Genomic DNA, 13,203 nt, shown 5'->3' on the forward strand with positions numbered 1-13,203 from the left:
GGTGGGAAAAATAAAATGTCTGTCTTAAATGCCGTAAGAAACAAAATCATACACCGAATCTTTGCTGTCATTAAAAACCAAATACCTTATCAAAACCTTTTGCGTGTTTCATAGAAATACAGCAATGACATAATTATTTTTATATCGAAGACGATTCTACCTGGCAGGGTATATTAATTCTATAGAATCAATATATTATTACCTTACATCATCAGCATTTTTTTTCGCACATTTGCACCCAAGATGGAGCAGTACTTTATTATTGATTTCGACAGCACGTTTACACAGGTTGAGGCCCTTGACGAACTGGCCCGCATTTCCCTCAAAAACCACCCAAACCGGGAAGCTATTTATCAGCAGATAGAAGACCTCACCAACGCTTCGATGGAAGGCAGGTTATCCTTCACGCAGAGTCTCGAAAACCGGGTTAAACTGTTAGAGGCCAACCGCGATCATTTAAAGCAGCTGATCAGTCATCTTAAGAAAAAAGTATCCACTTCATTTTCGCGCAATACTATTTTCTTTAAAAATCACCAGGATGAAGTACTCATTGTATCAGGTGGTTTCAAAGAATTTATTACCCCGGTAGTTACCGAATACCATATCAAAAAAGAAAACATCTACGCCAATACTTTTGTATTTGACGAAGATGGCAAGATCATCGGTTACGACCGCGAAAATCCCCTATCTCAGGAAGGCGGCAAGGTTAAATTACTGAAAGAACTGCAACTACCCGGTGATATTTATGGCATTGGCGATGGCTATTCCGATTTCCAGCTGAAGGAGTCGGGCATGATCAAAAAATTCTTCGCCTTTACCGAGAATATCGAGCGTAAATCGGTAGCCGAAAAAGCAGATCATATAACGCCCAGCTTCGACGAGTTTTTATACCTCAATAAATTACCACGCGCCATATCGTACCCTAAAAACCGCATCAAATGCCTCATTGTTGGTAATGTGGATGATGACGCGCTGGCGCAGATGAAAAAAGAGGGTTACAACCTGCGCCACCGCGAAAGCGTTGAAGAAAAATACCTGGAAGAAGCCGGTGTTTTGTTTTGCGACCAAGCTAATCAGCCTACTCCCGAGCAGGTTCAGAACGCGGGCAGATTAAAAGTTATCGGTATTTTTGGTAAATGCAACCGTAAGTTGGCGGATGCGGCCACCGAAAGCGGTATCATCATTTTTGATGATCCGAAGCATAATCCTCACAATAACGATTTTATACCCCGCCGGGTAATGGCTTTTATGAACGAGGGCAAAACACATACCAGCTGTAACTTCCCCGATCTGCAACCGCCACGGGTCAACAATGCTCACCGACTAATACACATCCACAAAAATATACCGGGTATACTGGCCAAGATCAACGAAGTATTTGCCCGCCACAATATCAATATAGTAGGCGAATTTTTGGTGACCAACCCCCAGATAGGTTATGTAATTACCGATGTTAATACCGGCTATGATCCGCAGGTACTCAACGAGCTAAAAGCTATTGAACATACTATTAAATTCAGGTTACTTTATTAGGATCGAGGATCGTGTTGCGAGGTTCGGGAAACACTTTTAATGACTGATTCCGGCCACAAGAACCCTAACTATTCCGCAAAGGGTACCACAAGCACAGGAACTGCCGAATGACGTACCACGTGCTCGGCTACACTGCCAATGAGCAGGCGGTCAAAGCCCGAGCGTTTGTGTGTGCCTATTATAATCATATCGGCATTAAACTCTTTGCAGCAATCAATGATCCCCTCAGCGCGGGAGCCGTATTGTTTAAAAGCTGTTATCTCCAGTCCATCGCCAAACTCTTTGATGGTGCTGTTTATAAGCGCTTCTGTCTGATTAGTTTGCACCTCACTTAATTCCACCTCCTGGATGCCGAATGTGCTATCCATGGGTATCCCTGTTAAATTATCAGCAGGTGTTGAGGGTATTGCAATTGGCTCGATGATGTGTACCAACCCCACGGAGGCTTTATAATCACGGGCCATATCAAAGCCATAAGCGGCGGCATTGCGCGCATAAGCGCTATCGTCAATACCTATTAGTATTTTACTGATCTTCATGAGGGTTAATGTTTTTGATCAGAATTTACAGAATTTTAAAATGAACAGAATCATGAAGTACAATTCTGAAAATCCTTAAATTCTGAAAATTCTAATCCAGACACCTATAAAGACATTTACATTTTAAAAATGTTTCCGTTTTTTACAGATATCATATCAATTTGCCGGTATCTCATTTTTATTACCTTTGATGATGCATTTCCATCCAGAAATTGAAGATCGCCTGGCACGTTTGCAGGAAAAATATGAAGCCATGGGGCAGGACATGACCTCCTATCTCGATGGTTTACTACACGCCGATTTTTTAACCTACTGGGATTATATCCACCTGGATACGCTCCTGAGCCTGCAAAGTCCTAAAACACCATTTCCCGACGAGGAGATATTTATCATGTATCACCAGATTACCGAATTGTATTTTAAACTGGCCCTGCATGAATGCCGGCAAATTGCCGAAGCACAACCACTTACGGTGGAGTTTTTTACAGCACGATTAAAGCGCATCAACCGGTATTTCGGCGCCTTGACTCAATCCTTCGAGATCATGGTCGACGGGATGGAGAAGGAACAGTTCCTGCAATTCCGGATGTCATTGCTGCCGGCCAGCGGATTCCAGTCGGGCCAGTACCGCATGATCGAGATATATGCCACCGACTTTATCAACCTGGTTGACAAGGATAAACGCCAGGAACTGAGTACGGCCACTATCGAAGACCAGTTTGAGTACCTGTACTGGAAATTTGGCGCTACCGAATTATCTACCGGCAAAAAAACACTTACCCTAAAACAGTTCGAGAAAAAATATTCCAAAACATTTATTGAGTTAGGCAAAGCCAGTGTTAACCATAATTTTAACGCTCTGGCTCGCCAGTTTGAAACCGCCGGACAATTGCCGCCCGAACTAAAGCAGGAGCTTAAACAGTTGGATGTAAACGTAAATATCAACTGGCCGTTATCTCACTATAAATCGGCGGTACGTTATCTGAACCGTGAACCCGAGGAGATCAAAGCCACCGGTGGAACCAACTGGCAAAAATACCTGCCTCCCCGTTTCCAGAAACGCATATTTTATCCAACGTTATGGACTGCCGATGAACTGGATAACTGGGGCAAAGCCTGGGTGGAAAGCGTATTGGCTTAAAGCAGAAAGCCTAAGGCTGAAAGCAAAAAGCAAAGTCATCCTGAACTTGTTTCAGGATCCCACAGGACAGTTAGCTTGCTCGCTGCTTACTTTGCTCGAGGGATGCTGAAACAAGTTCGGCATAACGTTACCAATAAATAAAAAATGCCACCCGAAACCAGGTGGCATTTTTTTATAAGACGCATGATGATACGTCTATATTATCAATACAATTAATTACATATCCGGACCAACAACGTAAGCGCTTATGCCGTTTACGTTTCTTAAAGGTTTAAAGTTAAAGTGGTAAAGGGCCTTAACTTGCAGATTAGGAATGTAGCGAATGTAAGAACGCTCCCTGAAGTATACTTTACCGGTTTGGGTATCATTAATAATGCCGTTATCTGGCGATATAGTTTCGCCCATGGCATATTTACTTAAGTCGGCAGCGCTGTAATGAACCATCAGTGAGGTATTAAACTCAAATAAGCCGTTAAGTACGTCCTGATTTGGGATATAGCGCAGCGCGCCGTCCATTACAATATACACCTGGCCGGTATTGTCGTTACGAGTAAATTGTCCTTCGGGCAGTGATGGCGGCGCAGGAGTAATATTAACCTGGTGATCTTTTAAATATTGGTCAACATAAGCTTTAACAGCTGCGGATTTAGCCGGATCGGCAATTAATGCGTAAATAGGTATTAATCCATCTTTTTTAATGTCAATCAGTTCAGCATTGTCAAAGTTGGTGCTGTTTTGCCATGCGCTGTAATCAATTACCGGTACCACCTGGTTAAAGGCTACTGTACCAACAATTTCTTTAGTAGGATCGCCGCCATGAGTGATATAATGTAAGTACTGATTGTAGTTGGAGCTGCTTTGTGCGTGGTTGGTGTTGATATCCGTTTTTAATGAAAATAATAAGCTTATTTTTTCATCTAAACCGGCAGAAGCAGCACTTTTGCGGTCAGAAGATTTAGTTTCTGATTGATAAGTAACTTCCAGTTTTGCACCCAGCATAATGTCCGAAAGTACAAATGCACCGTATTGGGCTACCAATTGCTGAGGCGTAAGCGCGGCGGCGTCCTGCACAAAGCTTGGCATTAAATAGCTTTGCAATAAAGCAGGAGTAGCGTTAAATTTCAATTCTTTCTGTTGCATTAACAAGCTATAGCTACCATAAATATATTTGGAGCTAAAAGAGTTTGAATTAGAGTAAGCTGCTGTAATAGAACCTTTAAATACTGCAAAACCTGTTGTAGCAGTTAAATGGGCCGACAGGTCTGAAGAGTAAGCCTGCGCGTTTTCGCCGTAAGAGAATACCGCGTTCCTGGTAGTATTCAATTGCGTTACAACCCGCGATGCATCAGCAGCCTTAAGCTTGGCAATATCAATTACCTGGAATGTTGTTGCGCTTGAGTTTCCGTATTCGCCGGTTACATCATAACCAAAACCCAATACGTCCCATACATGATCTACAGCTGATTTGGTTTGTAATTTGTTTGGTGTGGATGGAGATTCGGCCTGCCCCGGTTTAACCTGGCTTTGTTTAGAGCATGACCATAGCATACCCACTAAAGGGATTAAGAATAAAATTTTTTTCATAAAAAGTGATAAAATTTAATATTTGATTTTGGCGCAAACATACAATAATAACACTATCTATAAAGACATAAATTACATTATTTAACAATAATATAATCATAATAATATCACACATAATCACAATCAATTACCGGCCAACGAGTTACCATAAATAAAAAAGCCACCCAAAATCAGGTGGCTTTTTTTATTTTTTATCGCCCGTATTCTCGCAGGCAATTATTATATCTTACCAAACTTTTACACGCTCATTTTCGGGGCGATAAAGTTTGTCGCCGGGTTTGATGTCAAATGCTTTGTAAAATGCCGGGGTGTTTGACAGCGGCCCATTCACACGATACATTTCTGGCGAATGCGGATCGACACTGATACGCATACGCATGGTTTCGTCGCGGGTTTTGATGCGCCATACCTGGGCAAACGACAGGAAGAAACGCTGATCTGGTGTAAAGCCATCGATCTTGGCGTCACCTTTACCCTGTTCTGTTCTCTTGAATGCTTCGTAAGCGATAGCCAAACCACCAATATCGGCCAGGTTTTCGCCTTGGGTAAGGCTGCCGTTTACGTGCAGATTGTTCAATACCGTAAATTTGTTGTACTGCTCAATCATCAGGCCTACACGGCTTTTAAATTTGTCGGCATCGGCTTTTGTCCACCAGTCTTTCAGGTTACCATCTTTATCATACTGGCGACCCTGATCGTCAAAACCATGCGTCATTTCGTGACCGATAACCGCGCCTATAGCACCATAGTTAATGGCATCATCAGCATTCTTATCAAAGAAAGGAAACTGTAAAATACCCGCCGGGAAAACAATCTCGTTAAAGGTAGGGTTATAATAAGCGTTAACCGTTGGAGGAGTCATACCCCATTCGGTTTTGTCAACCGGTTTGCCTGCCTTTTTAATCATCTCGTTATAGTGGTGACGGGCAATGGATTCCTGGTTTTTGTAATAAGCATCCTTGCTGATCTGTACATCATCATAAGTTTTCCATTTATCCGGGTAACCGATCTTCTTGGTAAAAGCGGCCAGTTTAGCCAGGGCTTTAGCCTTGGTTTCGGGGCTCATCCAATCCAGCTTTTCAATGCGGTCTTTATATACCGCTTGCAGGTTGTTTACCAGGGCAAGCATGCGCTGTTTGGCATCCGGCGTAAAATATTTCTCTACGTAAAGCTGTCCCAGCAGCTCTCCTATACCACCATCAACCGTTTCAATAACGGTTTTCCAGCGCTCCTGTTCTTGTTTTTTACCACTCAGGGTTTTACCGTTAAATTCAAAGTTGGCATCTCTGAAAGCTTTACTTAATGCGGTGGAGGCATTATCCAAAGCCGTAAAAGTGGCTTTATCTTTCCAAACCTCAATTGGTTCAGATTTTAACAGACCATCCAATGCTTTAAAATAAGCCGGCTGACCCACCAAAACGGTATCCGTATTTAGCTCCATCCGTTTAAAAGCATCTTTCAGATCAATGTCCGGAATCTGTTTTTGCAAATCGGCAACGGCGAACTTGTTGTAATTCTTCACGGGGTCGCGCAGTTCGGTTGGTGTCAGGTGCGATTTGGCTATCAGCGTTTCCAGTTTTAAAATACCCTCGGCCTTTTTGGTAGCTGTAGCTCCGTCAACACCGGTTAGGGTGAATAACTTAGTTATATATTTTACATACGCAGCACGTATTTTAACCGTAGCCGAATCGCTGTTGAAATAATAATCGCGGTTAGGCAAGCCCAAGCCAGCCTGGTCAAAATGGGCAATGTTCTGATTACTGATACGATCATCAGGCGATACATAAAATCCCAGCAAAAAACCGCCGCCTTCTTTGTAGCTATCGGCAGCCAGGCTTACCAGCCCTTTATAATCCTTTACCGCGGCAATTTTTGCCAGTACAGGTTTTACGGGTTCATAACCCAGCTTTTCGATACCTACAGTATCCATACCACTGGTATACAGATCGGCCACCTTTTGCTCCTTGCTGCCTGCAGGGTTATCCTGTTTGGTAATTTCCTCCAGTATTTTGTGCAGATTTTTCTGATTATCGTCATACAGGGTATAAAACGACCCCCAGCCACGTTGCGACGCCGGGATCTCAGTTTTCTTTACCCAGGCGCCGCTGGCGTACAAATAAAAATTGTCGCCAGGTTTTACCGTGGTATCCATACCGGTTTTATCAAAAAATACGGTGCGTTTTGGAACATCATCTGTCGATGACGATTCCTTTTTTTGGCCGCATGACGCTAATATGGCGACAGGGATAGCCGCCAAAGCCCATTTTGTGATTCTCATAAATTGTTTTTTAAATGTCAGTCCTAAAAAATCTAAGTTATAAAGTTCAATTGATAATAACTAAGACGCGGCCGACACATATCTGTTACATCACAGATTTAACTTCAGAAAGCCATACTTCAATCTTACTTAAAGAAAAGGACTTAAACTATAAATTTCAGAACCCTCTCCTTTGGAGAGGGCCGGGTGAGGTCTTACACTTCAGTTTTCACCTCCACTTCCGGCGGATGTATTTCACTGAGCGATAGCGGAATGAGTTTTTTGGTTTTCAGAAAAGTTAAGCCAACAATAAGCATGGTCATGGTACCTCCAAAAAGCACGGCCGGTATGGTACCCAGTAACCTGGCTGCCACACCCGATTCAAAATCACCGATCTCGTTAGATGAGCCTATGAACATGGAATTTACTGCCGAAACCCGGCCGCGCATATGATCGGGTGTTAGCAATTGCATTAATGTGCCCCGGATGATCACACTTACGCTATCAAAAGCCCCCTGCAAAAACAAGAATACCAGCGATACATAAAATATGGTCGACAAGCCAAAACCAATAATACATAAGCCAAACCCGGCCACGGCTATCAGCAGGTTACGCCACGGTTTATTCATGGGCGAAAAACGGATCATGATGATCATGGTAAGCGCCGCGCCAAATGACGAAGCCATACGCATAATACCCAACCCTTCGGAACCAACCTTTAATATATCCAAGGCGTAAACGGGCAACAAGGCCACTACACCACCAAAAAACACCGAGAAAAGATCAAGACTCATGGCATAAAACATGATCTTATTGGTAAATACAAATTGTAGCCCCGCCCGCAGGCTTATCCATATATCTTCCTTTTTCACAAACACCGGCGGATAAGAACGCAGCATATACACCAAAACAAGTGATATCAGCATAAAAAATAGCGTTAAACCCATGGTTGCCGTAATGCCTGCCAATCCCGGAATAATATGACCGGCAAAACCATATATAAACCCACCCATGAGCGGCCCTACAATGGAAGCTATTTGCCAGCTTGAACTGCTCCAGGTACTCCCGTTAGGGTATAAGGATTTGGGGATACTTTGCGCGTAAATAGTAAATGTGGCCGGCCCATAAAAAGCTCTCGCCAAGCCATTACAAAATATCATGGCATAAATAATTACCAGGATCATGGTGATGCTCAAATGCGGAGCCATGCTCCGGAGTGTGGCTATAAATATCACCAGTGACGATAAAAATACGCCTGCGAATAATATAAGCAGCATTTTACGCTTCTCATACTTATCGGCAATATAGCCGCCGTAAAGCGCTATACCTACCGCTGGTATGGCCTCGCTCAAACCAATATAGGCCAGCGCCATTTTGCTATGTGTTAACTGATAAATGTAGAAACCAAGTACAACGGTTTGCATTTGGTACGCGAGGGTGAAACAAAAGCGCATGCCAATGTAAGATCTGAAATCTTTGTATCGCAATGCTGCAAAGGAATCTGTTTTCTGGGGTTTACTATCTCCTTCTTCGGCCACTGTGTTGTTTTAGATGTACTGCAAATTTACAATACCATTCTGGGAATATTCAATACGATGACCTATTTTTTATTGGACAAATAAGGGTAATTATTGGTGGGGATCTCATGCTGAGCTCCGTCGAAGCATGATGGGTGGGTCTTTGCGCACGAGTCTTTGACAGGCTCAGACTCGCGGGGTTTATTTCCCGGGGCGTTCCCCTCCTGCCGTCGGGTCAGGCTATCCGCTCATACTGCGCGGGGCCTTAGCCACAAGGCCGGTATCCGCTACTATCCTTAACGCGAGCCGCAATAAAAAGCCGCCTGTGAGGACACAGGCGGCGGGAAAAAAAGAGGCGCATGTGATGCGTCTCTACAAAACTCTTACACTATTTGATCACTCAAACCATCTGCACATCCGGAATTCGCACATCTGCATATTTGAAATCTGCACATCTACATATCCGCACATTTGCACATCTACAACCCATGCTGATCTATCAGGTAAATAAACGCGGCCATTCCAGCGGCGCCCAATTCCAGTTCGCGTTTGTTCACGTTTTCAAATACGTCATTTGGCGTGTGGTGAATATCAAAATAACGCTGAGAATCGGGGCGGTAGCCGATCAGTACTACGCCCGGCAGTTTTTCTTTCATCGGTTCAATATCCGTACCACTACCGCCAATGGTTAGTTTATCAACCTCGTAGGGTTCCAGTATAGCTTTATACTTATCGTTGATGTTTTTAATAAAATCTTTGGATACCCCGTCGAAACTAAACCCACGTGGTGTAAAACCACCTTCGTCAGTTTCTATGGCCGCAATATGCTGTTCTTTATTCTGCGCAGCCAGTTCGGCGTATTTGGTGCCACCTTTATGGCCATTCTCCTCGTTCATGAAAAATACGGCGCGTATGGAGTTTTTAGGGCGGTAACCTGTCGCTTTAAACAGGCGCAGCACCTCGGCCGATTGCATTACACCTGTGCCGTCGTCATGAGCCCCTTCGGCCAGGTCCCATGAATCCAGGTGACCACCCACGCTGATAAATTTATTAGGATTTTCGGTGCCGGTTAACTCGCCGATCACGTTGTAGGATAGTACATCGGGTAGCAACTGACAACTTTGTTTAAAGTAAAATTTTATTAGCGGTAGCTTGCGTAAACGCAGCATATTGCTCAATTTATTGGCTGCCTTGGTTGATATGGCTGCTGCAGGGATCTGCTGCGTACCCGGACCAGACAAAGTAGCGCCGGTATGAGGATAATCATCGATACTTTCAGTTAGCGACCTTACAATAACCCCAACAGCGCCATATTTGGCCGCTACAGCAGGGCCCATAAAACGCTGATCGCCAGCCATACCATAAGCATGCCCGGTTTCGATAAAGCGGGGATCGAACGCGCGGTTAAAAAAAACGATTTTCCCTTTGATCACGTTTTCGCCCAAAGTTTCCAACTCTTTTAAACTGTGTACTTCAATCACATTTGCAGTGATACCTGCTGCCGGGGTGGCCACCGTCATACCTAAGGCAGCAATGGGCACTGGTATACGGGTTTTACCATCAATAATAAACGCGGTTTCCTTTTCACCACGAACCCAATGGGGTACCATTACCTCCTGCAGATAAACTTTATCAAAGCCATAACTTTCCATCAATTTCTTGCTCCACTCCACCGCTTTTTGCGCATTGGCCGATCCGCTTAAACGGCCACCGATGTTTTTACACAGGTAACGCAGGTTTTCATAAGCCTTGCCGTTTACCAGGGCCTCGTCATAAATTTTGCGGATAGTTAAGGAGTCCTGCGCGTGGAGCAGAGAAGCTGTAAAAAGCACAGCCAGGGATAGGGAAAGTTTCTTCATGTGATATTAAGATCAGTTTTAACAAATGTAATATTTTACAGGAAAAAGGAGTATACGGAATATCATTCTGCGGTTACATTTCCAAACCCCATCGGGGTCAAAGCTTTGTAGAAAAATCACAGTTTCAAAACCAGTGCCGTAGGTACTACACTCAAGTTGCATACCTACGGCATGCTAAATACTTATTCGCTGGTTACTACAAAGCTTTTACTCCTACGGAGTACCTCTCAAGGGGGGATTCGCACGACTCTTTTCTTTTTTACTCTTCCGCCATTGCGCTCGTTTGCAACGAGTGCTTAATGTGGCGCGGCGTTTGCATCGCCATTGCTTTTTAAACGCAAACCCAGGTTAAGCACTCGTTGCAAACCTTAAGTGTTGGGAAGACATAAATTTATACCAAACGTTGTCATTTCGATGAGCAGAAGCTGAGGTCTGGGCAGGAGGGCGAAGAGAAATTTTATACGATTTGCTTATCTCGCCGTATAAGATTTCTCCTCGTACCTCGTTCGAAATGACAACTTTTTCTTCTTCCCAACACTTGAGGTTGCAAACGAGCGCAAGTTATCCTCGCTATATCACGAGATCTTATCCCAGCTCAATCCCGCGTTTTTTGTTTCGAAGGCGTGGTGCAGCACTTGGTTTTCGGGAAGGGCCAGTTGCGGATCTTTTTCAAAGATCTGTTCAACGGTTTTACGCACTTTGATCAGCAGTTCCTGGTCTGTGGCCAGGTTTGCTACTTTCAAGTCGAGCACACCGCTTTGCTGGGTACCTTCCAGGTTGCCGGGCCCGCGCAGCTGCAGGTCGATCTCGGAAATTTCAAACCCATTATTGGTTTTCACCATCGTATCCAGCCTGATCTTGCCATCGTGGCTCAACTTATGGCTGCTCATCAAAATACAATAGGACTGCTCGGCTCCGCGCCCTACCCTTCCACGCAGCTGGTGCAGTTGCGAAAGACCAAAGCGCTCCGCATTTTCAATGATCATCACTGAAGCATTGGGTACGTTAACACCCACCTCAATAACCGTAGTAGCCACCATGATCTGTGTTTGGCCTTTGATAAAACGCTGCATTTCAAATTCCTTGTCTACCGGCTTCATTTTGCCGTGTACAATACTTACACGATAATCGGGCAGCGGAAACTCTCGCGACATGACCTCGATGCCATCCTCCAGATTTTTCAGATCGAGTTTTTCACTTTCCTGTATCAGCGGGTATACTACGTAAATCTGCCGGCCCAGGGCTATCTCCCTTTTCATAAAACCAAATACCCGCAGGCGCTGATTTTCATAAAAATGAAGCGTTTGGATAGGTTTACGGCCAGCCGGTAATTCGTCAATCACCGATACATCAAGATCGCCATATAAGGTCATGGCCAAGGTACGCGGAATAGGCGTGGCGGTCATCACCAGTACATGTGGCGGTATTATATTTTTGCGCCATAGCTTGGCCCTTTGCTCTACGCCAAAACGGTGCTGCTCATCAATCACCACAAAGCCCAGGTTTTTGAACTGTACCTTATCCTCGATGAGCGCGTGCGTGCCGATGAGTATTTTGAGATCGCCGCTTTCCAGTCTTTCGTGTAATATTTTACGATCTTTTTGTTTGGTGGAGCCGGTAAGCAGTGCCACTTCAATAAAATCGTCGCCAACCAAATTTTTTACGGTTTGATAATGCTGCGTGGCCAAAATTTCAGTAGGCGCCATAATACAGGTTTGGAAGCCGTTATCAACCGCTATCAGCATGCTCATGAGGGCTACCACGGTTTTACCACTGCCCACGTCACCTTGCAGCAAGCGGTTCATCTGTATGCCACGCTGGGTATCCTGCCGGATCTCTTTGAGTACTCTTTTTTGTGGAGCAGTAAGCTCAAAAGGCAATTTATGATGATAGAAATCATTAAAATAATGTCCTACTGTACCAAAAACATTGCCTTTGAATTTTTGAGTATGCAGCAGCTTATTGCGCAATAATTTAAGCTGCAACAAAAACAGTTCTTCGAACTTTAAACGCAAAATAGCTTCGTTCAGCAAACGCGCATCTGCCGGGAAATGGATATTGCGGTAAGCCTCGGCCCTGCTGATGAGTTTGAATTTTTGAATGATGTATAGCGGCAAATTCTCGCGAATATCGCGGGCATGCAGCTCCAGCAAGGTGGAGGTGATCTTCTGGATGCCCTTACTGTCCAGCTGAAACTGCTTGAGCTTTTCAGTGGAGTTATATACCGGTTGCAAGCTGGCATTACCCTGTCGTTGCGCACCCGGCGAGTACACCTCCATTTCGGGATGAGCCATCTGGGCCTGTCCGTTAAAAAAACCAGGCTTACCAAAAACAACATAAACTTGTCCTGGAACGATCGTTTTTTCGATCCAGTTGATCCCCTTGAACCATACCAGTTCCAGCAAACCGGTATCGTCTTTAGCCATAACTACCAGACGCTTGGTATGCTTTTCACCAACCACCTGTTTGTTTACAATGCGGGCCAGCACTTGCACATAAGGTAAGTCGGCCTGAATATCTTTGATTTTGTAAAAACGGGTACGGTCGATATACCGGAACGGGAAATGCCGCAGAAGATCCTCGAAGTTGGCGAGCGCCAATTCCTTTTTCAACACCTCGGCGCGGGACTGGCCCACTCCTTTCAGATATACAAGCGGTGTTTGAAAAGGATCCATAGATAAGAGGTTAAGCCTCACCTAAATCCTCTCCAAAGGAGAGGACTTTTATATGCGTATTATTTAATTTTTGACTCCCTCTCCTTTGGAGAGGGCTG

At 44.4% G+C, this 13,203-nt stretch carries 8 protein-coding genes; 2 read left to right on the top strand and 6 right to left on the bottom strand.

Annotation, left to right across the window (positions count from 1 at the left end; genetic code table 11):
- Positions 1-243 precede the first annotated feature (243 nt).
- Positions 244-1,533, top strand: a complete 1,290-nt coding sequence (locus tag FHW89_RS12290) for an HAD-IB family phosphatase (RefSeq protein WP_172335344.1) — start codon at positions 244-246, stop codon at positions 1,531-1,533.
- Between the two features lie 68 nt (positions 1,534-1,601).
- Here the strand turns inward: FHW89_RS12290 and FHW89_RS12295 are convergent, their stop codons facing one another.
- Entirely contained in the window at positions 1,602-2,072 is a 471-nt protein-coding gene (locus tag FHW89_RS12295) for a universal stress protein (RefSeq protein ID WP_172335345.1), read from the bottom strand.
- A gap of 190 nt (positions 2,073-2,262) precedes the next feature.
- On the opposite strand from FHW89_RS12295, the gene FHW89_RS12300 reads away from it, so the two are divergent.
- Complete coding sequence (locus FHW89_RS12300; RefSeq protein ID WP_253952224.1) at positions 2,263-3,213, top strand: tryptophan 2,3-dioxygenase family protein; 951 nt, start codon at positions 2,263-2,265, stop codon at positions 3,211-3,213.
- A 216-nt stretch (positions 3,214-3,429) separates the two neighbouring features.
- Here the strand turns inward: FHW89_RS12300 and FHW89_RS12305 are convergent, their stop codons facing one another.
- The 5 genes from FHW89_RS12305 to recG form a co-directional block, all read right to left on the bottom strand.
- Complete coding sequence (locus FHW89_RS12305; RefSeq protein ID WP_172335346.1) at positions 3,430-4,797, bottom strand: MAC/perforin domain-containing protein; 1,368 nt, start codon at positions 4,795-4,797, stop codon at positions 3,430-3,432.
- Positions 4,798-5,023: 226 nt separating this feature from the next.
- Complete coding sequence (locus FHW89_RS12310; protein ID WP_172335347.1) at positions 5,024-7,075, bottom strand: M13 family metallopeptidase; 2,052 nt, start codon at positions 7,073-7,075, stop codon at positions 5,024-5,026.
- A 194-nt stretch (positions 7,076-7,269) separates the two neighbouring features.
- The gene (locus tag FHW89_RS12315) at positions 7,270-8,592 is read right to left on the bottom strand and encodes an MFS transporter (RefSeq protein ID WP_371742447.1); all 1,323 of its coding nucleotides are present in this window, start codon (positions 8,590-8,592) and stop codon (positions 7,270-7,272) included.
- 458 nt (positions 8,593-9,050) lie between these two features.
- A complete protein-coding gene (locus FHW89_RS12320) occupies positions 9,051-10,430 on the bottom strand; it encodes a M20/M25/M40 family metallo-hydrolase (RefSeq protein ID WP_172335348.1) in 1,380 nt (459 codons plus the stop codon).
- Positions 10,431-11,005: 575 nt separating this feature from the next.
- Complete coding sequence (recG, locus tag FHW89_RS12325; protein WP_172335349.1) at positions 11,006-13,105, bottom strand: ATP-dependent DNA helicase RecG; 2,100 nt, start codon at positions 13,103-13,105, stop codon at positions 11,006-11,008.
- Positions 13,106-13,203 lie beyond the last annotated feature (98 nt).

The sequence above is a fragment of the Mucilaginibacter sp. SG564 genome, from assembly GCF_013149275.1.
Taxonomy (GTDB): domain Bacteria; phylum Bacteroidota; class Bacteroidia; order Sphingobacteriales; family Sphingobacteriaceae; genus Mucilaginibacter.

Excerpts from the sequence above, each read along its gene's own strand:
- FHW89_RS12290 (WP_172335344.1), top strand. The coding sequence starts at position 244 with ATGGAGCAGTACTTTATTATTGATTTCGACAGCACGTTTACACAGGTT.
- FHW89_RS12300 (WP_253952224.1), top strand. The coding sequence starts at position 2,263 with ATGATGCATTTCCATCCAGAAATTGAAGATCGCCTGGCACGTTTGCAG.
- FHW89_RS12305 (WP_172335346.1), bottom strand. The coding sequence starts at position 4,797 with ATGAAAAAAATTTTATTCTTAATCCCTTTAGTGGGTATGCTATGGTCA.
- FHW89_RS12310 (WP_172335347.1), bottom strand. The coding sequence starts at position 7,075 with ATGAGAATCACAAAATGGGCTTTGGCGGCTATCCCTGTCGCCATATTA.
- recG (WP_172335349.1), bottom strand. The coding sequence starts at position 13,105 with ATGGATCCTTTTCAAACACCGCTTGTATATCTGAAAGGAGTGGGCCAG.
- FHW89_RS12320 (WP_172335348.1), bottom strand. The coding sequence starts at position 10,430 with ATGAAGAAACTTTCCCTATCCCTGGCTGTGCTTTTTACAGCTTCTCTG.
- FHW89_RS12295 (WP_172335345.1), bottom strand. The coding sequence starts at position 2,072 with ATGAAGATCAGTAAAATACTAATAGGTATTGACGATAGCGCTTATGCG.